18 protein-coding genes are annotated in these 22,032 nt (G+C 71.5%); 9 read left to right on the forward strand and 9 right to left on the reverse strand.

Annotation, left to right across the window (positions count from 1 at the left end; all coding sequences use genetic code 11):
• Window positions 1-5: 5 nt before the first annotated feature.
• Complete coding sequence (locus LO763_RS12760) at window positions 6-1,799, reverse strand: AMP-dependent synthetase/ligase (protein WP_230602633.1); 1,794 nt, start codon at window positions 1,797-1,799, stop codon at window positions 6-8.
• A 330-nt stretch (window positions 1,800-2,129) separates the two neighbouring features.
• Here LO763_RS12760 and LO763_RS12765 point away from each other — a divergent pair, with 330 nt between their 5' ends.
• Window positions 2,130-3,089 carry an ROK family glucokinase gene (locus tag LO763_RS12765; RefSeq protein ID WP_230602635.1) on the forward strand — a complete coding sequence of 320 codons (960 nt, stop codon included), beginning with the start codon at window positions 2,130-2,132 and terminating at the stop codon, window positions 3,087-3,089.
• 81 nt (window positions 3,090-3,170) lie between these two features.
• Here the strand turns inward: LO763_RS12765 and LO763_RS12770 are convergent, their stop codons facing one another.
• The 4 genes from LO763_RS12770 to LO763_RS12785 form a co-directional block, all read right to left on the reverse strand.
• A complete protein-coding gene (locus tag LO763_RS12770; RefSeq protein WP_230602637.1) occupies window positions 3,171-4,322 on the reverse strand; it encodes a right-handed parallel beta-helix repeat-containing protein in 1,152 nt (383 codons plus the stop codon).
• Between the two features lie 198 nt (window positions 4,323-4,520).
• Complete coding sequence (locus LO763_RS12775; RefSeq protein ID WP_230602639.1) at window positions 4,521-6,086, reverse strand: RICIN domain-containing protein; 1,566 nt, start codon at window positions 6,084-6,086, stop codon at window positions 4,521-4,523.
• Between the two features lie 290 nt (window positions 6,087-6,376).
• Window positions 6,377-7,621 (reverse strand): ornithine cyclodeaminase, nickel-pincer nucleotide-dependent, encoded by a 1,245-nt coding sequence (locus tag LO763_RS12780; protein WP_230602641.1) that lies wholly within the window; start codon window positions 7,619-7,621, stop codon window positions 6,377-6,379.
• A gap of 92 nt (window positions 7,622-7,713) precedes the next feature.
• Entirely contained in the window at window positions 7,714-9,012 is a 1,299-nt protein-coding gene (locus LO763_RS12785; protein ID WP_230602643.1) for an MFS transporter, read from the reverse strand.
• Window positions 9,013-9,454: 442 nt separating this feature from the next.
• Between LO763_RS12785 and bioA the strand changes: the two genes are divergently transcribed.
• Genes bioA through bioD form a run of 3 tightly spaced genes read left to right on the forward strand, consistent with a single transcriptional unit; the run spans window position 9,455 to window position 12,587 of the window.
• Window positions 9,455-10,777, forward strand: a complete 1,323-nt coding sequence (bioA, locus tag LO763_RS12790; protein ID WP_230602645.1) for an adenosylmethionine--8-amino-7-oxononanoate transaminase — start codon at window positions 9,455-9,457, stop codon at window positions 10,775-10,777.
• Window positions 10,774-11,925, forward strand: a complete 1,152-nt coding sequence (locus LO763_RS12795) for an aminotransferase class I/II-fold pyridoxal phosphate-dependent enzyme (protein WP_230602647.1) — start codon at window positions 10,774-10,776, stop codon at window positions 11,923-11,925. The genes bioA and LO763_RS12795 overlap by 4 nt, the downstream gene beginning before the upstream one ends.
• Window positions 11,922-12,587 carry a dethiobiotin synthase gene (gene bioD, locus LO763_RS12800; RefSeq protein WP_230602649.1) on the forward strand — a complete coding sequence of 222 codons (666 nt, stop codon included), beginning with the start codon at window positions 11,922-11,924 and terminating at the stop codon, window positions 12,585-12,587. Before LO763_RS12795 ends, bioD begins: the two co-directional genes overlap by 4 nt.
• A gap of 793 nt (window positions 12,588-13,380) precedes the next feature.
• Here bioD and LO763_RS12805 read toward each other — a convergent pair.
• Window positions 13,381-14,502, reverse strand: a complete 1,122-nt coding sequence (locus LO763_RS12805) for a cytochrome P450 (RefSeq protein WP_230602651.1) — start codon at window positions 14,500-14,502, stop codon at window positions 13,381-13,383.
• Between the two features lie 172 nt (window positions 14,503-14,674).
• On the opposite strand from LO763_RS12805, the gene LO763_RS12810 reads away from it, so the two are divergent.
• Both LO763_RS12810 and LO763_RS12815 read left to right on the forward strand, forming a co-directional pair.
• Window positions 14,675-16,030: a flavin-containing monooxygenase gene (locus LO763_RS12810; RefSeq protein ID WP_230602653.1), complete on the forward strand. Its 1,356-nt coding sequence runs from the start codon at window positions 14,675-14,677 to the stop codon at window positions 16,028-16,030.
• Entirely contained in the window at window positions 16,027-16,656 is a 630-nt protein-coding gene (locus LO763_RS12815; RefSeq protein ID WP_230602654.1) for an alpha/beta fold hydrolase, read from the forward strand. Before LO763_RS12810 ends, LO763_RS12815 begins: the two co-directional genes overlap by 4 nt.
• Window positions 16,657-16,892: 236 nt before the next feature.
• Here LO763_RS12815 and LO763_RS12820 read toward each other — a convergent pair whose 3' ends face one another.
• Entirely contained in the window at window positions 16,893-17,405 is a 513-nt protein-coding gene (locus tag LO763_RS12820; RefSeq protein ID WP_230602656.1) for a hypothetical protein, read from the reverse strand.
• Complete coding sequence (locus LO763_RS12825; protein ID WP_230602658.1) at window positions 17,398-18,168, reverse strand: alpha/beta hydrolase; 771 nt, start codon at window positions 18,166-18,168, stop codon at window positions 17,398-17,400. Before LO763_RS12825 ends, LO763_RS12820 begins: the two co-directional genes overlap by 8 nt.
• A gap of 187 nt (window positions 18,169-18,355) precedes the next feature.
• Between LO763_RS12825 and LO763_RS12830 the strand changes: the two genes are divergently transcribed.
• A complete protein-coding gene (locus LO763_RS12830; RefSeq protein WP_230602660.1) occupies window positions 18,356-19,036 on the forward strand; it encodes a lysophospholipid acyltransferase family protein in 681 nt (226 codons plus the stop codon).
• A gap of 179 nt (window positions 19,037-19,215) precedes the next feature.
• Here the strand turns inward: LO763_RS12830 and LO763_RS12835 are convergent, their stop codons facing one another.
• Window positions 19,216-19,905, reverse strand: coding sequence for a Crp/Fnr family transcriptional regulator (locus LO763_RS12835; RefSeq protein ID WP_369431979.1), 690 nt, complete (start codon window positions 19,903-19,905; stop codon window positions 19,216-19,218).
• A 328-nt stretch (window positions 19,906-20,233) separates the two neighbouring features.
• Between LO763_RS12835 and LO763_RS29825 the strand changes: the two genes are divergently transcribed.
• Both LO763_RS29825 and LO763_RS12845 read left to right on the forward strand, forming a co-directional pair.
• On the forward strand, window positions 20,234-20,782 hold the full coding sequence (locus LO763_RS29825) for a polyadenylate-specific 3'-exoribonuclease AS (RefSeq protein WP_230602664.1): 549 nt from the start codon (window positions 20,234-20,236) through the stop codon (window positions 20,780-20,782).
• A 122-nt stretch (window positions 20,783-20,904) separates the two neighbouring features.
• Window positions 20,905-21,930, forward strand: coding sequence for a 6-phosphofructokinase (locus tag LO763_RS12845; protein ID WP_230602666.1), 1,026 nt, complete (start codon window positions 20,905-20,907; stop codon window positions 21,928-21,930).
• Window positions 21,931-22,032: the final 102 nt, after the last annotated feature.

Below are 22,032 nucleotides of genomic sequence, written 5' to 3' on the forward strand. Positions count from 1 at the left end.
CCTCGCTAACCTTTTGCGTCGTACAGCGCGTTGATCTCGCTTGAGTATTTTTCCATGACAACGTGCCGTTTGACCTTGACCGAGGGAGTGATTTCCCCGGCTCCCTCGGACAGTTCGACCGGAATGACCCGGAAACGCTTGATCTGCTCCGCTTTCGACACCGTCGCGTTCGCCTCGTCGACCTTCGCCTGGAGCTCGGCGAGGAGCTCGGGGTCGTCGGTGAGGTCGGCGATCGCGGTCTTGGGGTCCTTGCCGCGGCGCGAGAGCCAGTCGGGGAGCATCTCGCCGTCGACCGAGATGAGCGCCCCGATGTAGGGGCGGCCCTCGCCGACGACCATCGCGTAGGCGATGAGCGGGTGGGCGTCCATGATCTTCTCCATCGGCGCCGGGGCGACGTTCTTGCCCCCGGCGGTGACGATGATGTCCTTCTTGCGGCCGGTGATGGTCACGTAGCCGTCGTCGTCGATCTCGGCGATGTCCCCGGTGGAGAACCAGCCGTCGGCGTCGAGCACCTCGGCGGTGGCGGCGTCGTTGTTCCAGTAGCCGCCGAAGACCTGGAGGCCCTTGGCCTCGAGCTCGCCGTCCTCGGCGACGCGCAGGGCCGTGCCCGGGATCGGGCGCCCGATCGAGCCGACCTTGATGGCGGTCTCGACGTTGAGCGAGAGCACCGGCGAGGTCTCGGTGAGGCCGTACCCCTCGAAGATGGTGATGCCCGCGCCGCGGAAGAAGTGGCCCAGCTCGGGGCCGAGCGCCGCGCCGCCGGAGACCGCGGTCGAGCACTCGCCGCCCACCGCCGTCCGGATCTTGGAGTAGACGAGCACGTCCCACAGCTTGTGCCGCAGCTTCAGCATGAGCGAGGGCCCGCCGGGCTTGTCGAGCGCGCGGCTGTACTCCTTCGCCGTCACCGAGGCCTTCTCGAACAGGTGGCCCTTGCCGCCGTCGACGGCCTTCTGGTACGCCCCGGCGTACACCTTCTCGAACACGCGCGGGATCGCCAGCAGCGTCGTCGGCTTGACCACCGGCATGACCGCGGTCAGCCGGGTGCGGTCGGCGTGGGCGATGGTCGTGCGCGACTCCATCCCGGCGAGCTGGAGGATGCGGGCCAGGACGTGCGCCAGCGACAGGAACAGCAGCATCCGGGCGCCGTCGTAGAGGACCCCGGGCACCTCGGGGACGATGTTGCGGATGTCCGCCAGGAGGTTCCGGTGGGTCAGCATGCAGCCCTTGGGGCGCCCGGTGGTGCCGGAGGTGTAGACGATGGTCGCCAGGTCGTCGGCCCGGCGGGAGGCGCGCCGCTCCTCGATGTCGACCTCGAAGTCCGCGCCGAGCGCGTTCAGGGCCCCGACGCCGCCGCCGTCGATGGACCACACGTCCTTGACGCCGGTGCCCAGGTCCTCGATCATGTTCGCGAGCTCGGGGGTCTCGGCGATCGCGGCCACCGCGCCGGAGTCCTCGAGGATCCACTTGGTCTGGTCGGCGGAGGAGGTCTCGTAGATCGGGACCGTGACCGCGCCGGCGGCCCAGATCGCGTAGTCGAGCAGGGTCCACTCGTAGCGCGTGGCCGACATCAGGGCCACCCGGTCGCCGGGCTGCACGCCCGCGGCGGCCAGGCCCTTCGCCGCGGCGACCACCTCGCCGCGGAACGCCGGGGCCGTGACGTCCTGCCAGGTCGCCCCGTCGTCGTAGGAGCGCATGTAGAGAATGGAGGCGGGGTGGTTGTCGGCCGCGTCCCACAGCGCGGTGAGGGTGTTGTCTTCGTCGGGCACAGTCACCACGGGGGGGACGGCGAACTCGCGCATGGAAATGCTCCGTTCATGACGCCATGTTCACGGCTTTGTAAAGTGGCTCACCATCAGGTTACCGGCGGGTCAACTTCTGTGGGAAGAGGGACTGTGAGACGGACCATGATGCTAACGGCAGCCTAGCGGAGCAGGGGTCTCTATGGCCATCGGCGTCGGCGCGCTCCTGCGATCGGGCCCGATCGGCACCGGTTCCCGGTGATACCTTCGCCAAGGGGGATGGAACAGCCGATTTCCTCGGGAATTAATCGTGCCGTAAAGTCTGTCGGTGGCCCGCAGCGTCGCGTGGCAGCCAACGCCTCAATTCCGTGAACCGCTGGAGGGACAGCAGTGAGTCTGACTATCGGGGTCGACATCGGGGGCACCAAAGTCGGCGGCGGACTCGTCGACGAGAACGGCAACGTCCTCGCCACGACCCGGCGCCCCACTCCGGCGGACGACACGACCGGCGTCATCCAGGCGGTCAAGGAAGTCGTCGAAGAGCTGCGCGAAGGCCGCGAGATCGAGGCCGTCGGCATCGGCGCGGCCGGCTGGATCTCCTCGGACCGCTCCACGGTCATGCTGGCCCCCAACCTGTCCTGGAAGGACGAGCCCCTCCGCGACAAGGTCGCCGCCGTCATCGACCTCCCCGTCGTGGTCGAGAACGACGCGAACGTCGCCATCTGGGGGGAGCACCGCTTCGGCGCCGCCAAGCAGCACCGCTCCTCGGTGCTCTACACGATCGGCACCGGCGTCGGCGGCGGCATCGTCGTCAAGGACAACCTGCTGCGCGGCACCCACGGCGTCGCCGCCGAGATCGGCCACATCCGCTCGGTCATGCCCGACGGGCGCCGATGCGGCTGCGGGCGCACCGGCTGCCTCGAGCAGTACGCCTCCGGCCGGGCCCTGACCCGCGCCGCCCGCGACGGCGCGGCCGAGACCCCCGAGAAGGCCCCCGTCCTCCTCAAGCTCGCCGGCGGCGACCCCGAGTCCATCAGCGGCCGCCAGGTCACCGAGGCCGCCCGCCAGGGCGACGAGGTCGCGCTGGCCGCCTTCGACGCCATCGGCTACTACCTCGGCAACTCCGCCGCGGACATGGTCAACCTCATCGACCCCGGCGTCATCCTCATCGCCGGCGGCGTCGTGGACGCGGGCGACCTCCTGCTCGACCCGATCCGCCGCCACTACAAGGAGGCCCTGGGCAACCGGGCCAAGGTCCCGGTGGCCGAGGTCCGCGCCGCCGAGCTCGGCTCCAAGGCCGGCGTCATCGGCGCGGCCGACCTCGCCCGCCACCGCGAGATCGTCCCCTAAGGCACGTGCAGCGGAAGGGCCGGAGCGTTCCGCTCCGGCCCTTCCGCCTTCCACGGCCGACCGCCGCTCACGCGCGCGGCGTCAGCACACGTTCACCGAGGCGTTGCCGGTGATCTCCCAGTTGACGTTGTCGCCGCACGGCGACTCCCGCACGGAGGTGTTGTTCACCTCCAGGTGGATCCACACGTCCCGCGTGTTGGGGAACTCCGAGCGGGCCGCGACGCGGACCTCGCCGCCGCCGTTGACCGAGCCGTCCCGGATCGAGACGTTGTAGCAGTTCTCGATGAGGATCGCGTTGTTGCCGTTGTTCGCCAGGTCGACGTTCTCGATGACCACGCCGCCGGACTGGGAGACGCAGAAGACGCCGCGGCCGCCGCCGCGGGAGATCACGTTGTCCACCCAGATGTTGGTGTCGTAGCCGCCGTCGGACTCCTGGCCGTTGTTGTTGGCCATGCGGAAGGTCGCGTAGCCCGTCCCGGCGCCGACGTTCTCGCCGTCGACGGTGCCGACCCACCCGTCCGTCGAGTTCTGGATGAGCAGGCCCGACTCGCCGACGTCGCGGGCGGTGACCCGCCCGATGTCGAACCCGTCGATGTTCCAGGTCTCGACGGCGTGGCTGCCGGCGCCTTCGACGTAGATGTCGTCCATCGTGACGTCGGTGCTGCCGGGCAGGTCGCGCTCGAACCGGATGCCGAGGCCGCCGGTGAGGTACATGTTGACGTCGCCGAGGTGCAGGCCGTGGACGTCGGCGAACCGCATCCCGAAGTAGGGGGCGCCCCGCATGTTCATGTACGGGATCGACACGTCGGTCGCGCCGATCGCCTGGATCGCGCCCTTGCCGCCGACGTAGCCGACGTCCATGGTGCCGCAGACCTCGAACGCGGTGTGGCTGGGCAGGTCGATGGCGTTGTCGCCGATCCAGGCGCTGGCCATGACCGAGACCTTCTCCTGGCTGGTGCGGTTCGGGTCGAGCGCGCCGATCGCCTCCCAGATCGCGGTGATGTAGTACTCGCCCTGGTAGACGGTCTGCCCGTGGTAGGTGGCGGTGAAGCCGGAGGACTGGCTGCCGGTCACGACCGCGTCGCCCCCGCCGCACGCCTGCGCCGGTGCCGGGGCGGTGTCGGCGTTCTCGGCCCCGGCCTGGGGGAGTGCGACGGCCGCGACGGCTCCGGCCAGGAGCGCGGCCGCCGTGGCGATTGCGAGGCGGATCCTCCGCCTGGGTGTGAGGGTCATGCTGTGCTCTCCTCGGGAGTAGTGGCGATGAAACGATTCAAATTACATATCGACATAAATCGATATCTTGGATCGTAGATCATGCCCGATGTTTTGGAAAGCGCTACCCCCGGACAAATCATGGTTTTCCCAGCGGTTCGGACGGCGCCGGCCGCGCGACCCGGCGGGGACCGGCGCGCCGGTCCCCGCCGGGCGGGTTCAGCAGACGTTCACGGACGCGTTGCCCGAGATCCGCCAGGTGGAGTTGTCGGCGCACGGCGATTCGCGCACCGAGGTGTTGTTGACGGTGAGGGTGATGTTCGTGTCCCGCGTGTTGGCGAACTCCGAGCGCGCCGCGATGCGCACCTCGCCGCCGCCGTTGACGGTGCCGCTCTGGATCGTGACGTTGTAGCAGTTCTCGATGAGGATCGCGTTGTTGCCGTTGCTCGCCAGGTCCACGTTGCGGATGTTCACGCCGCCGGACTCCGAGACGCAGAAGACGCCGCGGCCGCCGCCGCGCGAGATGACGGTGTCGACGTACACGTTGGTGTTGTACGAGCCGTTCGACAGCCTGCCGTTCCGGTTGGCCATGCGGAAGGTCGCGTACCCGGTCCCGGCGCCGACGTTCTCGCCGTCGACGACGCCGATGTCGGCGTTGGTGGTGTTCTGGATGAGCAGCCCGGACTCGCCGACGTTGCGGGCGGTGACCCGGCCGACGTCGAGGCCGTTGATGTTCCACGTCTCCACGGCGTGGCTGGCGGCGCCCTCCACGTAGATGTCGTCCATCGTGACGTTGGTGCTGCCGGGCTGGTCGCGCTCGAACCGGATGCCCATGCCGCCGCTCAGGTCCATGTCGATGTCCCCGAGGTGGAGGTTGCTGTTGCCGTAGAACCGCATCGCGAAGTAGGCCGAGCCGGTCAGGTTCAGGTGCGGGATCGACACGTTGGAGGTGTTCAGCGACTCGATCGCGCCGCGGCCGCTGCGCCATCCGATGTCGATGGTGCCGCAGCCCTCGAAGGTCTTGCCGCTGCCGATCGAGATGGTGTTGGCCCCGATCGAACCCGAGGCCATGACGGCGACGCGCTGGCCGCTGGAGATGGAGTCCACGGCGGTCTGGACCGCGGCGCGGTAGTCGGATCCGGAGTAGACGGTGCTGGAGCCGTTGGTCGCGGTGTAGTTGCCGCTCGATCCGGTCACCTTGGCGTTCGGTGTCCCGGAGCCGCAGTCGCCCGTGCCGGGGTCGCTGCCGCCGCCGACTTCGACCAGCCGGAACTGCTGGTTGACGCCGCCGGTGGCGTCGTACTGGGAGATGCGGCCCCCGGCGGCGGTGGACCACTCCCACACGTCCATGGCCTTGCCGGAGAAGCGGTTGACGAAGGTGGCGTAGCCGCCGCTCTCCTGCACCTGCCACTGCTGGTTGGTGCCGTTGAGGTCGGTCCACTGGGCGATGGTCGCCCCGTTCTCGGCGTTCCACTCGTAGGTCTCGAGCACGAGGTTCGAGTGCCGGGCCTGGATGCGGTAGTAGCCGCCTCCGGCGTCGATGAACCGGAACTGCTGGTTGGCGGTGCCGGTGTCGTTCCACTGGATGAGCTCGGCGCCCGGCTCGGTGGAGACGTCGAGGACGTCGAGGGCGAGGCCGGAGTGGCGGCTGATGATCTTGTACCAGGTGCCGGTCTCCACCGCGCCGGCGTGGGGGACCGCGAAGAACGCGATCGCGGCGCCGGTGAGGGCGGCGGTGAGTGCGGTGAGGAGGAGGACGAGTCTGCGTTTGAGCGCTCGGGTCATGGCGTGATTCCCTATTCATTGAGGGATTGAAATGAATCGATTTAATGGGATCTTAGTGGACGACCGAGGTTTTGGAAAGCGCTGCGCCGGGCGGATCGGGCGCCGCTCGAGGGCGCGGGGCTGCGCCGGACCGGGGTGCCGGGGGCCGGGGCCCGCGCGGGGGACGCCGGGAGTTAGTTTACCGTCCAAATATATGTGTCCATCGCAGTGATGTCAATCAATGCGTTGAACGCCGGCCCGGCACGCCGAAGGGCGGCCGGGCCGCCCCGACCGCCCCCGCGTCCGGATCGCTAGTCGCGCTTGTAGCCCACGACGAGCTCCCCGGCGAGCTGCTCGCAGAACAGCCCGATGTCGGTGATGACCCCGGTGGCCTGGGCCGAGCCCCGGTCGGCCAGCTTGGTCACCGTCGCGGGGTTGATGTCGACGCTCACCAGCGGCACCTTCGCCGGCAGGATGTTGCCGGTCGCGATCGAGTGCAGCATCGTCGCGACCATGATCGCGAACCCCACCCCCGGCAGCGCCGCCCGCATCGCCCGCTGGCCCTCGATGACGTCCGTGTGCACGTCCGGCAGCGGCCCGTCGTCGCGCACCGACCCCACCAGCACGAACTCCTTGCCGTTCTTGACCATCGCGTGCATGATCCCGCCCTTGAGGACGCCCTGCCCGACCGCCTCGGCGATCGAGCCGCACGCGCGGATCTTGTTGATGGCCCGGATGTGGTGCTCGTGGCCGTGCGGCACGCCGTGCCCCTTGTCGAGGTCGACCCCGAGCGACGTGCCGAAGAGGTTCGACTCGATGTCGTGCGCCGCCAGGGCGTTCCCCGCGAAGATCACGTCCGCGTAGCCCTCGTTGATGAGCGCCTCCAGGGCCTTCCCCGCGCCCGTGTGGACGATGGCCGGCCCCCCGACCCACAGGATCTTCTCGCCGCGGGCCTTGACCTCCCGCATCTTCTCGGCGATCTGCCGCACCTGGAGCGCCTGCGGCCGCTCCGAGGACACCCCCGAGTTCATGAACTCGAAGTTCGACGACTCGGGGTCGGTCCGCTCGGGCTCGGGCAGCGGCAGGACCCGCACGCCCTCGCCGCCGCAGACGACCAGCTGCCCGGCCTTCACGTCCGACACCGGCAGCGTGCGGGCCGCGGCCCGGTCCTCGGCGACGATGATCCCGCAGTCCATCTCGGAGTTCTCGACGTCCATCCAGCTCCCGTTGAGGCGGATCTGGGTGTCGAAGTTCGTGGTGGAGTAGAAGTCCTCGGGGAAGACCCCGTCCCGCGGCGCCGGCTTGAGGGTGGCGACCCCCGGCTCGAGCGGGTTGGCCCCGTGCGTCTGGAGCCGCATGACGATGCGCTCCACCAGCTCGGCCGTCTCCGCCGAGACCGTCAACTGCACGTACGACTCGTCCGTGTGGTGGCGCCCCACATCGAACCGGTCGATCGTGTACGACCCCGAGTACTCCAGGACATCGTCCATGACCCGGGCGAAGATCCCCTGGTCGATGAGGTGTCCGCGCATCTCGACGGTCTTTGCGTGTTCCACGTTGGTGCTCCTGTTGCTTCCCGGGCTCGACGGTCGCCAGGGCGAGCCTAGCCCGCACGGGCCCGCCGCGGCACTCCGCCTGCGGCCCCGGCTCAGGCCCCGACCGGGGGAGCGGCCGCGGTCTTGGCCGCCGCGACCTCCTCGGCCGTGGGCCAGTTGCGGGTCACCAGGTACTGGAAGCCGAAGCCGAGCACGCCCCAGGCGCCCACCACGTACGGCACCGGCACCCCGAACTCGACCACGAGCCCGATCCCCGCGATCGCGACCCCCTGCGACAACTGGAGCCCCGAGTTCGCCGCCGAGACGACGCGGCCCCGCCAGCCCTCGGGGATGCACTGCGCGAGCGTGGCGTTCATGGGCGCCATGATCATCGTCGCGACGCCCGCGGCCGCGGCGATCGCCAGCACCCCCGCCAGCGGCGGGTCCAGGAGCGCGGCGGCCAGCGCCGCCGGGGCCAGGAACGCCAGCGGCCGGATGAGCCGGTCGCGCACCGAAGGCCGCACGAACCGCGTGAACAGCAGCGTCGCGACCACCGCGGCCGCGGCGTCCACGGCCATGATCGCCCCCTGCGTCCGGGAGTCGCCGCCCGCGTGCGCGGCCCACAGCACCGCGACGCCCTCGGGGACGGCGGTGAGCGCGAACAGGCCCCAGATGCCGAGGGAGACCGTGCGCAGGACCTTGCTGTCCCGCAGCATCCGCAGCCCGTCGGCGGTCTCGGCCAGGACATGGCGGCGCTCCTCGCGCCGGTTCACGCTCGGCCGGTGCCGGACCAGGCCCGAGATCGCGACCGCGCTGACGACGAACAGGGCCGCGTTGACCGCCAGGGCCGTGTGCGGATCGATCGCCGCGAGCAGGCCCCCCGCGAGGTAGCCGATGATCTGGGCGGTGGCGGCGGCGCTGAAGGTGAGCGCGATGGCGACCGAGAGCCGGTCGCCGGTGAGGATCTGGGCGAGGGTGGCGACGCGGGCGGCGTGGTAGGCGGGTTGGACGGCGGCGACGCCGAAGACGATCGCGATCATCGCCGGGACCGGCAGGCCCGGCACCAGCAGCAGGGCGACGAGCGCGGCGCGCAGCAGGTCGCACACGATCATGACGCTCCGGTACGCGTACCGGTCCACAATGGCGCCCAGGACCTGGGCCAGGCCCAGGTAGGGCGCGAAGCTGATGGCGAAGGAGGCCGCGGCGAGCGCCGAGGAGCCCGTCCGGTCCCAGACGAGGTAGGTGACCGCCACCCGGTTGAGCATCGCCCCGGCGTTCGAGAGGCAGAACGCCCCGAGGAAGGCCGCGGCCTCCCGGTCGCCGAAGACCTCGGAGAAGCTCGGCTTGCGATCCTCTTGCGGCGCCTCGTCGGCGGCACCGGCCGCCGCCGGTTGAGGGTTCTGGTTCGACACGGGGCCTTCCTTGCCAAGTGGGCGCCACTCCCGGCCCACGGGCATCCGACGCGGGCACCGGGTGCCGGCTCCGCGCACGTCGACCCGCATTCCGGACGCACCGCCGGGGGAGCGATGCCTGAAGGGGCGGTAAGTGACAATCCTCCGCGATTGCCGCAAGTGTCACCAGTCTGCCGCTGACGCAGAAGGTTGTCAAGCATCCCACTGTGTTCAAAGTGCAAAAACCCGGACGGAGGCGGTGGGTCCGGCCCGACCGCACCAAACGGTGCGGCGGCTGCACGAGCCCAGACTATGCCCCCGCCCCGCGGCACCGGCGGCGGCCTCGGATCGATAACGGTGACCGCCCAGTACCGTCCACACTGTCCCAGGGCGGTGCCCGCCGCCACCGGACTGACGATATCCTCCAAGAGTTCTTATAGGAAACCTCTAAGGAGTCGTGCGAATGACCACCAGCGCCGAATGGATCGCCCGCGACGCCGCCGCCGTATGGCACCCGTTCACCCAGCACGCCACCTGGACCGGCGACGACCCCGTCGTCGTCGACCGCGCCGAAGGCCCCTGGCTCATCGACGTCGACGGCCGCCGCCTCCTCGACGGCGTCTCCTCACTGTGGACCACCACCCTCGGCCACGGCCACCCCGACATCAACGCCGCCATCACCGCCCAACTCGCCCGCCTCGACCACTCCACCTTCCTCGGCACCACCCACACCCCCGGCATCGAACTCTCCGAAGCGCTCCTCGACCTCGCCCCCACCGGCCGCGGACCCGCACTCACCAAGGTCTTCTACGCCGGCGACGGCTCCTCCGCCGTCGAAGCCGCACTCAAGATCGCCTACCAGCACTCCACCCAGACCGGCCGCTCCCGCCCCAAATTCGTGCGCCTCGAACACGCCTACCACGGCGACACCCTCGGCGCCGTCGCCGTCGGCGGCCACCGCCTCTTCCACGACGCCTACAAACCCCTCCTGCTCGACACCATCGGCGTCGCCTCACCCGGCGACCGCGCCAACGGCAGGCACCGCGGCGCCGTCGCCCTCGCCGAACTCCAGGCCGCCATGCGCCGCGACGGCGACCAGGTGTGCGCCATCATCGTCGAACCGATGATGCAGGGCGCCGCCGGCATGCTCGACCACGACGCCGAATACCTCACCGCCGCACGCGAACTCGCCGACGCCCACGGCGCCCTCCTCATCTTCGACGAAGTCGCCACCGGCTTCGGCCGCACCGGGAGGATGTGGGCCGCCGAGCACGCCGGCGTCGTCCCCGACCTCCTCACCTGCGGCAAGGGCATCACCGGCGGCTACCTCCCGCTCTCGGCCGTCCTCGCCGCCGAACACGTCTACGACGCCTTCCTCGCCAGACCCGGCGACACCGAACCGCGCACGTTCTTCCACGGCCACACCTACACCGCCAACCCCCTGTGCTGCGCCGCCGCCCTCGCCAACCTCCGCGTCATGGCCGAGCAGGACGTCGTCGGCCAGGCCGCGCGCCTCGGCGACCGGCTCGGGAAACTCCTCGAACCCCTCGCTACCGAACCCGGCGTCGTCGAGATCCGCCGCCTCGGCACCATGACCGGCGTCGAAGTCGCCCCCGCGGGCGAACGCACCGGCTTCGCCGTCTGCCAGGCCGCCCGCGAACGCGGCGTATGGCTGCGCCCCCTGGGCGACACCGTGATCCTCATGCCCCCGCTCACCCTCGGCGACGACGAGACCGACCTCCTCGTGAACGCCCTCGCCGAAGCGATCGACGAGGTCCTGGCATGACCAACCCCACCGCACCAGCGGCCCCCGACCTCTGGAACCGCCTCACCCGCAAGGCCGAACTGCGCGCCCGAGCCGGCCTCACCCGCACCGCCCGCCCCCGCACCGCCGCCGTCGACCTCGCCGGCAACGACTACCTCGGCCTCTCACGCCACCCCGACGTCCTCGCCGCCGCCGCCACCGCGCTCGCCGAACACGGCCTCGGCGCCGCCGGCTCCCGCCTCGTCCGCGGCACCACCGACGTCCACGAAGCCTTCGAGACCGAGTTCGCCGCCCACACCGGCGCCGAGACCGCCGTCCTCTACTCCTCGGGCTACCTCGCCAACCTCGGCGCCGTCACCGCCCTCCCCGGCCCGGTCCTGCTCGACGCCCACGCCCACGCCTCCCTCCACGACGCCGCCCGCCTCGCCGGACACCGACCGGCCACCTTCGCGCACAACGACCTCGACGACCTCGAACGCCAACTCCGGACCCTCCGGCCGGGCCTCGTCGCCGTCGAGTCCGTCTACTCCGTCCTCGGCGACGCCGCCCCCCTCCGCGAGATCCACGCCCGCACCAGCGCCCACGGCGCCCTCCTCCTCGTCGACGAAGCCCACGCCATCGGCACCACCGGCCCCCGCGGCGCCGGCGGCGTCGCCGCCGCCGGACTCGCCGCCGACCCCGGCATCGTCATCACCGCCACCCTCTCCAAAGCCCTCGGCGCCGCCGGCGGCGCCATCGCCGGACCCGCCGCCCTCCGCCGCCACCTCCACGACACCGGCCGCACCTTCATCTTCGACACCGCCCCGCCCCCCGCCGTCATCGCCGGCGCCCGCACCGCCCTCGCCATCGCCCGCGAATCCGACACGGCCCGAACCGAACTGGCCCGCCGCGCCGCCCTCGCCGCCACCGCCCTCGACATGCCTGCCCCCGCCCCCGCCGCCGGCGTCCTCTCCCCGCCCGCCGGCGACGCCCGCGCCGCCACCGCCTGGGCCGAACGCTGCGCCGCGCACGGCGTCGCCGTCGGCTGCTTCCGCCCCCCGTCCACACCCGACCACCGCTCGCGCCTGCGCCTCACGGTCAACACCGGCGTCCCCGCCGACGACTTCGCCCGCGCACTCGACATCGTCGCCGCGACCCGCACCGCCCCGGCCGCTACGGTGGCGCCATGATCGCCTTCGAAGGCCCGGTCCTGGTGACCGGCACCGACACCGGCGTCGGCAAGACCGTCGTCACCGCCGCCCTGGCGGCCTTCCTCATGCGCCAAGGCCGCAGCGTCGAAGTCGTCAAGCTCGCCCAGACCGGCGATGACGACGACGCCGCCGAGGTCACCCGCCTCTCCGGCGCCCCCGCCAGAGCCCTCGCCGCCTACCCCGACCCCCTGGCGCCCTTCAGCGCCGCGCGCCGCAGCGGCCTGCCCCTGCTCGCACTCGCCGACGTCGCCGAGACGATCCTGGATGCCAAAGCCGAAGTCGTGCTCCTCGAAGGCGCCGGCGGCCTTCTCGTCCAACTGGGCCAAGGCGGCTGGACCGCCCGCGACCTCGCCGTCGAACTCGGCTGCCCCGCCGTCGTGGTCGCCCGCGCCGGCCTCGGCACCCTCAACCACACCGCGCTGACCCTGGAGGCCCTGTCGCGCCGCGGCGTGGACGCCGCCGTCGTCCTCGGCGCCTGGCCCTACCGGCCGGGCCTGGCCGAGCACGAGAACCTCAAGGACCTGCCCGGCCCGCGCCTGGGCTGGATCCCCGACGGCGCCGCCGCGCTCCCGCCCGAGGTCTTCCGCCTCAGCGCTGCCGAGTGGTTCGACCTCGAGGGCCGCATCGACGACCCCGAGTGACCGCAGCCGCCCGCACACGCCCGCGACCGGTGGTGGACGGTCTCCGCTACATTGGCACCGATCTGGTCCAATAGGGCCAAATCAGTGCGATGCGGGCGCCCCTACCCCCGGCGCTCGCATCGCCGGGTCTCGAGCCCGCGAGGGCTCGATCGACACTGCGCATTGCAGCGCCCGGCCCGCACGGGCTTGGGCGGCGCTCGCATCGCCAGGCTTCGGCCCGCGGGCTTGAGTCGCAGGCTCGGCCGTTGCGCCGCAACGACCTCTGTGCGGATGCCGGGCCGGCTGCCCGGCATCCGCACAGGCCGAGAGGACGCGCCGCTGCAGGTGCCGCGCGGGGAGCTCCCCGCGCGATCTTTCGGTGGTTCCATGGATCCCACACGCCACCCACCTGCAACGTAAGCCTCATCAGTGGGTTTTTGAATCAATGGTGACTCGGTCATCGCGGCACCCGCAAGGAGAACTTTCGCCCTGTGGATAACTTCCGGCATAGTGGACTTCTCATCGGCCGATGCGTTGCGGGTGAAGCTGCTGCAAGTCATGGATCAACCGTGTCACGCACCGTTGGAAACCGGCAACAACAAGTTACCGGCCTGTGGATAACCGGTGTTTATGCAGCTCATATTGCTCGACCGGCCACCGGCTGCAGCGCGGCCGCGAAGCGTGCCGCCACCTGCGGGAGGAACAGGTCCATGTCCCGGCCGATCCCGGCCGCCTCGCCTGGCGGGGCCGGCGGCCCGCCGGTGGGGACCCCGGGGTTTCGCGCCTTCTCGCAGCCCCGCAGCCGGTTTCGGTCTCAGCGGAAGCGCACCAGCAGCGGGCTCGGCATCCTGAACGACAGGTTCGGGTCGCTCACCGGCGCCGCGACCACCTCGCAGCGGGGGAGCAGCGGCGCCAACTCGGCCACCACCACCTCCGCCTCCAACCGCGACAGCTGGCTGCCCAGGCACCGGTGCGCACCCGCCCCGAACGCCAGGTGCCGCCGCGACCCGCGCTGACCGGGCACCATCCGCATCGGACACTCGGCGACCCCCTCGTCCGCGCCCGCCGCGGCCAACCACACCAGGACCGAGTCGCCCGCCGCCACCGGCACCCCGCCGATTTCGGTGTCCCGCAACGCGACCCGCCGCCACGACGTGATCGGCGGCAGCAGCCGCAACCCCTCCTCCACCACCGCGCCCGGCTCGGCCCGCAGGAGCTCCGGCTCCTCCACGAGCCGATGCAGCAGCAGCGTCAAGAACTGCGAGGTCGTCTCCTGGCCCGCCACCAGCAGGAAGAACAGCGCCGCCGTGGCCGCGTCCTCCCCGTGCGCCTCCAAGAGCTCCCGCCGCACCCCGGTCGCCTCGCGGGTCCAACCGCGCAGCAGCGCATGGAACGGACCCACGATCCGCGCCAGCTCCAGCTGCCGCTCCGGGCCCGGGTCACCCCAGAACAGTTCCAATGCGGCCCTTGAGAACCGCTTGACCTCCGCCGTCGCCGCCACATCCAGTTCGAGGAGCCGCGCCAGCGCCGCGAGGGGGATCTCCGAGGCCACCGCCGCGTCCAGGTCCACCACCTCGCCCGCCCGCAGCCGCCACGCGACCCCGGCGGCGCTCCGGCGGGCGAGCCCGCCCAGCCACGGCCGCAGGGCCTCCACCTTCGCGGGCGCGAACACCTCCCCGAACCGCTCCCGCATCCGCCCGTGCGAGGCCGTGTCGTTGTTGGCGAGCGTCGCGGGGAGCCGGAACCGGTGCCGCGTCAGCTCCCGCAGCGCCGCAGCGGGGATCGGGACGACCGCGTCGAGGGCGTTCGCGGCCGAGAACCGCTCCCGGTCGGCCAGCACCTGCCGGGCGATTCGGTGCGAAGCGACCACCACCTGGCCTTCCCGCCGGAAGACCGGGGCCTCGGGGCGGGGATGTTTCCACAGCTCGAAGAGCACGGGCGCAGCCTACCTCCCCCGAAAGTACGAGGCCCGCTCACGGTAATCTGCTCTCAGTCTTTCGGCGCCTCCGGGCCCACGCACGCACGCGAGTCCATCCCGCCTGCGCGGCGGCCCGCCGCGGAGGCGCCGTCCGGCACCAGAGCGAACGCCCACTGAAGGAGACCGTCCCTTGCAGGAGTACTCCTCCCAAGCCGCCTACGACCGCGGCGAGGCCGTCTGCGTGATCGGCGCCGGAGCGTCCGGCCTCATCGCGGTCAAGAACCTCCGCGAGAACGGCTTCGAAGTGGACTGCTACGAGCGCGACACCGTGCTCGGCGGCCTGTGGAACCCCCAGAACCAGCACAGCCCCCTCTACCCCAACACCCACCTGGTCACCTCCCGGTCCCAGACCGAGATCCCCGACTTCCCCATGCCCGACGACTGGCCCGACTACCCGTCCGCGACCCAGATGCTCACCTACCTGACCTCGTACGCCAAGCACTTCGGCCTGTCCGAGCACATCTGGTACGGCTCGGAGATCGCCGCCGTCGAACCGGTTGAGGGCTCCCGCTTCGAGGTGATCGTCAAACCCGCCGCCGGGAACGCCGCCCGCCGCCTGCGCTACGCCGCCGTCATCATCGCCACCGGCCACCACTGGGCCCCGAACCTGCCCTCCTACCCCGGACAGGACCAGTACCGCGGCACGGTCCTGCACTCCTCGCAGCTCAAGGACGCCTCCCGCCTGCGCGGCAAGCACGTCCTGGTCGTCGGCGGCGGCAACTCAGGGGTGGACCTCGCCTGCGAGGCGGCCGTGAACGCCGCCGGCTGCGTCCACTCCGTGCGCCGCGACACCTGGCACCTGCCGAAGTACCTCGGCGGCGAGCCCGCCGACTACGCCCTCAACCGGCTCGGCGCCCGCCCGAAGTTCCTGCGCCGCTTCCTGACCGACCGGCTCCTCAACGGCCCGGCGAGGCTCGCCGCGCGCATGGGCATCGAGGTGCCCGGCCGCGGCCCCGGCGGCGAGGAGCCCGTCCGCAACGGCCGCTACCTCGAGCATGTGGGCGACGGATCGATCCGGCGCCGCGGCGAGGTCGCCCGCTTCGACGGCTACGACGTGGCCTTCGCCGACGGCACCGAGATGCGCCCCGACCTGGTCGTCTTCGCCACCGGGTACCGCCCCCAGATCACCTGCGTGGCCGCGCCCCTGCTCGGGGTCGAGGGCACCGGGGGGACGCCGCAGCTCATGGCGCGCATGTTCTCGCCCAAGTCGCAGACCCTCGCCGTCGCCGGGCTCGTCGAACCCGGCGTCGGCGTCCTGCCGATCGTCCACTGGCAGACGCACGCGATCGCCCGCTGGCTCCAGGTGCGCAAGAGCGACCCCGAGCGGGCCAAGAACTTCCGCGACCAGGTGCAGAGCGAGACGACCGGCCAGGCCGACGGCCCCGGCGCCGCCTCGCCGCGGCACCGGCTCGCCGTCGACGCCGAGGAGTACCTCGCCAGCCTGGCCCGCATCATCGACACCCTCGAACAGGAGCCCGCCAAATGAGCCTCGCCGCGTGGGTCCGCCGCGCCCGCACCCCAGCCCCGGCCCCCGTCGCTCGCGAAGTGGCCTTCCTCGAGCCCGCCGACCTCTTCGACCTCGAGATCAAGGACGACCCCGAGGCGAGCCCGGTGCTGTGCTGCACCGGCGACCCCGTCGGAGCCGCGGCCTTCAACGCCTTGTGGCTCAAGCGGATCGCCGCCTCAGGCCGGTACGCCGCGGCCGTGAGCGTGCGCGGCCAGGGCGGCACGCCCGCCGCCGCGGGCGGCGTGGAGGCCCGCGCCCACGACGTGGTCCAAGCGGCCGTCGCAGTGCCCCGCCAGACGGTCCTCATCGGACACCGCGAGGGCGCCTCGTGGGCGGCCCTGGCCGCCGGCCGCTACCCGGCGGCGGGCCTGGTGCTGGTGTCCCCGCGGCAGTTCCCGAAGCAGCCGCCGAAACCGGTCGGCGAACCCCCGGTGCTGCTGGTGGTCAGCGAGTCGGAGGCGCAGTCGAAGGAGGCCCAGGCGGTCACGGACGCCTACGGCGTCGCCCCGCTGACCTTCGCCGGCTCCCCGGACGACGTCTTCAAGGGCGCCGCGGCCGAAGGCCTCCTCGACGCGGTCCTCTCCTGGCTGGCCCCCAAGCAGTGACCGGCCCCGGCGCACGCTGAAAGCCTCACAGGGCGCTGGGGAAGGCCCCCGATCGCAAGGCTGCCACGGGGAACCTGAAGGGGAGCTGAAGCGACCGCGCGGCGACGGTGATGGCAGTGCACGCCGATAGTCCTGCGGGGCGTCAGGGAAGGGCCCCCGGTTTCGACGCTAGCGCCGGGAACCTGAAGGGGAGCTGAAGCAGCGCAGCGGATTCACCCGTTCGGGGGAGGCCCGCTTCAGACCACGGCGCCGTCGTCGGTGTCGTCCGCGTCCTTGTCCGGGCGCAGCAGGCTGATGAGCAGCCACACGCCGACGAGGAACCCCACGAACCCGACCAGCCGGCCCGGATTCGTGCCCAGCGGCGCGATCCCCGGGTTCACCACCAGCGCGACGCCCCCGATGACGAGCAGCACCCCGCCCACCGCCTGAAGGCTCGGCCACGGCACCGGCGGCGGCTCGGGCGGCTCGTAGTCGTCCTCGTCGTCATCGGGCAGCTCCGCGTCCCACAGCTCCAGGAGCGTCGGCTCCTCGTCCGGGTTCGACGGCGCGGCCGGCGTCGCCGCCACCGCCTCCGGCGGGGCCTCCTCGGCCGCCTCGTACGGCTTCACCAGGCCCGCACCGGGGTCGCCCAGACCCTTCACCAGCTCGTTGAAACGCCGGTCCACGTCCTCGGGCCGCAGCTCCCCGGCCCCCTCGCCCGGCACGTTCTCCGGTTCGCCGCCGCTCTCCTGCTCGCCGCGCTCAGTCATGGACGCCTCGGGTCTTGGCCGCCTGCCGCTCCATGAACGCCGCGCTCCCCGAGAAGATCGTCTCGGCGTCGTAGTCGAGCGTCGCCACATGGAAGCTGCGCGGCAGTACCGTCGCCTCGACGTCCTTGGACCGCACGCCCGCCCGCACCACCGCGCTGTTGCGCGGATTGACCACATGGTCCTCAGCGCTCGTGAAGATCCGCACCGGCACCGTCACCCGCGCCAGCTCCGACCGCGTCAGCTTCCACAGCCGCCGCAGCGACACGTACGCCGCCACCGGCGTCCGATCCGTCGTCCGCTCCCGCACGTCCGGCTTGTTCAGGTCCGAGCCGATCGCCGCCACGCTCGGCATCACGTACCGCAGCGCCGGCGCCAGGAACCCCTGCGGCTTCGAGTCGTAGATCGCCGGGTTCACCAGCACCAGCCCGGCCAGGTCGCCGCCGCGCTGCTCGGCCAGGCGCAGGCACAGCGACCCGCCCATCGACAGGCCGCCCGCGAACACCGGCCGGCCGAGCGCCAGCGCCTCGTCCAGGGCCTCCTCCAGCCGCGCGTACCACTGCTGCCAGGTCGCCTTCGCGAGCGTCTGCCAGGTGCCGCCGTGGCCGGGGAGCAGCGGCGCGATCACGTTGAAGCCCGCGTCGCGCAGGTGCTCGCCCCACGGGCGCATGCTCGCCGGATCCGAGGTGAACCCGTGGCACAGCACCATGGTCGCCTTCGCGTCGGGACCGAGGTCGAACGTGAACTCCTCGGCATCGATCGTCACGTCGCCTCCCGGATAGATGGTTGACGGGGCGCGGGACTCGCCAGCGGCGGCCCCCTTTCGCGCTGCGTGCCCATTCTCGCACGCGGCCGGCACCGCCCGCCACCGCGAGGGCCGCCCCCGCCGCCCCGCGGCGGCCGCCCCGCGCTCGCTGCGACCTGGATCGACCGGTGCCTATACGCTTGAGCGCGTGATCTACTGGGTGTTGAAGGCGACGTTGGGCTCGCTGCTGTGGGCCGTATGGCGCCCGCAGGTCGAAGGGCTCGAACACGTGCCCGAAGGGGGGCCGGCGATCCTCGCCTCCAACCACCTCGCCGTCACCGACTCCTTCTTCATGCCCCTGGTCGTCAAGCGCCGGGTCACGTTCATCGCGAAAGAGGAGTACTTCACCGGCACCGGCTTCAAAGGCTGGTTCGTGCGCACCTTCATGAACGCCGTCGGCGCCATCCCCGTCGACCGGGCCGGCGGCGACGCCGCCACCGCCTCGCTCGACACCGGCAAACGCGTCCTCGGCGAAGGCCGCCTCTTCGGGATCTACCCCGAGGGCACGCGCTCGCCCGACGGCCGCCTCTACCGCGGCAAGACCGGCGTCGCCCGCCTCGCCCTCCAGACCGGCTCCCCGGTCGTCCCGGTCGCCATGCTCAACACCGGTGAGCTCCAGCCCATCGGCAGGCGCATCCCCCGCATCGGCCGCGTCAAGATCAAGTTCGGGCCCCCGCTGGACTTCAACCGCTACCGCGGCCTCGTGGGCGACCGCTTCATCGAACGCGCCGTCACCGACGAGGTCATGGACGCCCTCCGGGCGCTGTCCGGACAGGACTACGTCGACGAGTACGCCGCCAAGGTCAAAGAACGCGGCCCCGGCAGCTGACGCCGCACCGGGCCCGCTCGGGCATCCGCACCGCCGGTTCGGAGCCGCGCACCGATTACCCGGCTTCGCCGCCGCGCTGTCGCTCCGGCTTCGCCGCGTACTGCTTACTCGGCTCCGCCACCGCGTTGTCCATTCGGCTCCGCCACTGTGCCGTCTATTCGGCTCCGCCACTGCGCTGTCTATTCGGCTCCGCCGAAGCCCGCCCGGCGCCTGAGCGCCGGCAGGTCCACCACCACGATCTTGCGGCCCTCCGTGCGCAGCCAGCCCCGGTTCGCGAAGATCCCGATGGCCTGGTTCACGCTCTGGCGCGACCCCCCGGCCATCTCCGCCAGCTGCGTCTGGTTCAACTCGATCGTCGTCATCGGCGAGGAGTGCTGCTCCGCCAAGCGCACGAGCGTCTTCGCCACCCGGCCCGGCAGGTCCAGGAACACGTGGTCCGAGGACTGCTCGGTCAGCCGCCGCACGATCATGCCCATCGACCGCAGCACCGCGTCGAGCATCTTCGGGTTCCCGTGCACCAGGTCCAGGAACGACGAGCGCGCCAGCGCCAGCGCCGAAGTGTCCTCGAGGGCCTCCGCACTGGCCGACCGGGGCGATCCGTCCAGGAGGGAGACCTCGCCGAGCACCTCGGGCGCGCGCGCGACGTGGAGCATGGCCCGCTCGCCGGTGGCGGCGGTGCGGAAGACGCTCACCGCCCCCGAGCGGATCATGATGAGCGACTCGCCCGGCTCGCCCTCGAAGAACAGCAGGTGCCCGCGCCGGTAGTGGCGCTGTACCGCCACCCCCGCGATCTGCCGCCGCGCCTGCGGGTCCAGGCCGGCGAACATGGCGACGCCTGTGAGCGGGTCCTCAGATGGGCTGACACCCATAGTTCTCCCCCTTCGGTGGGTCCCGGGTCCGCGGGTCCCCTCCGATGATCGCTGTCTTTTCCGTCGTTGTACAGAGCCCGGTGTTGGAAACTTCACGCTCAGTTGGGTCGTGTGTCCGGACGGTGCGGCTGCGGCTCGCCCGAGTGTACGATCGAGTCTACGTGCTTTCGCGTCTATTGTCCGGTATCACACCGCTCATGTGCAGATTGCGAGGTCAGATTCCGGCTGCCCGATCGTATGGCGTAGCGTCGACTCCAGTCCGGCGACATACGGGAGAGGGCCAAGAAAGGCCGAACAGACCGCCCGTGATCATACGAAAGGCCGATGCGTGGCGTACCGATACTTCTACGACTGCGAGTTCATCGAGGACGGCCGCACGATCGACCTGGTCTCGATCGCGGTCGTCGACGAACGCGGCCGCGAATACTACGCCGTGTCGACCGAGTTCGACCCCTCCCGGGCGATCGACTGGGTGCGGCGCAACGTCCTCGACAAGCTCCCCGCCCCGGCCAGCCCCCTGTGGAAGGACCGGGCGACCATCCGCGACGAGCTCTACGAGTTCCTCGTCGCCCCCGTGCGCAGGAAGACCGGGACGCACCCGGGGGAGCGGGTCGAGCTCTGGGCCTGGATCGGCGCCTACGACCACGTGGTCCTCGCGCAGCTGTGGGGCACCATGCCCGAGCTGCCGCGCGCCCTGCCTCGGATGACCAAGGACCTGCGCCAGCGCTGGGAGGACCTGGGCCGCCCCGACCTGCCGGTGACCCCCGACGCCGACATGCACGACGCCCTGACCGACGCGAAGCTCAACCTCGCCCGCTGGAAGGCCCTCGAGGCGGCCCGCGCCGACCGCCTGAGCGCGGCCGAGTCCCGCCACTGACGCCCCGCCGCCGCGGCCCGTCGAACCCCAGCTCGGCGGCCCCGGCCCCCGATATAGGCTGGGCGGTGTTTCGGCAATGAGGCCGCCCAGTTAACAGTCCTCACTCCAGGGAGTAAAGACACATGCGCATTGGCGTGCTCACCGGCGGCGGTGACTGCCCCGGTCTCAACGCGGTCATCCGTGCCGCGGTCCGCAAGGGCAGCAAGGAATACGGCCACGAGTTCGTGGGCTTCCGCTACGGGTGGAGGGGCCCCATCGAGGGCATCACCCAGCCCCTGGACTGGGACTCGGTCGAGAACATCCTCGACCAGGGCGGCACCATCCTCCACTCCTCGCGGACCAACCCCTACAAGATCGAGGGCGGCGTCGAGGCCATCAAGAAGAACATGGCCGACCTGGGCGTCGACGCGCTCATCGCCATCGGCGGCGAGGACACCCTGGGCGTCGCGACGAAGCTGACCGCCGACGGCGTCAACTGCGTCGGCGTGCCGAAGACGATCGACAACGATCTCTCCGGCACCGACTACACGTTCGGCTTCGACACCGCCGTGAACATCGCCACCGAGGCGATCGACCGGCTGTGGACGACCGCCGACTCGCACGACCGCTGCATCGTCGTGGAGATCATGGGCCGCCACGCCGGCTGGATGACCCTCCACGCGGGCATCGCCGGCGGCGCGAACGTCACCCTCATCCCCGAGGTCGCGTTCGACATCGAGAAGGTCGCGAACTTCGTCAAGGAGCGCAAGGACGCGGGCAAGGCCACGATCGTGGCCGTCTCCGAGGGCGCGCACGCCGCCGAGGGCATGGTCCTCAAGGACGGCGAGGTCGACGCGTTCGGGCACGTGAAGCTCGGCGGCGTCGGCGACTGGGTCGCCGCGCAGATCAAGGAGCGCGCCGAGATCGAGACCCGCGCGATCATCCTCGGGCACCTCCAGCGCGGCGGCACCCCGACCGCGTTCGACCGCGTGCTCGCCACCCGCCTGGGCCTGGAGGCCGCGAAGGCCGTCAACGAGGGCGACTTCGGCAAGATGATGGCGCTCCAGGGCACCAACGTCGTGCGCATCCCGATCCACGAGGGCACCGACGAGCTCAAGACCGTCCCCGTCGAGCGCTACGCCGACGCCGAGGTCTTCTTCGGGGTGTAGCGAAGGCCTGCCGCGGCCCGGCGGACCCGGACCGGCGGCGCCGCTCGGCGCACGCCGAAGGCCCGGTGCGCCGCCGGGAAAGGGCCCCCGGTCGCCAACGTA

It is taken from the genome of Glycomyces amatae (assembly GCF_020991375.1).
Classification (GTDB): Bacteria; Actinomycetota; Actinomycetes; order Mycobacteriales; family Micromonosporaceae; genus Glycomyces; species Glycomyces amatae.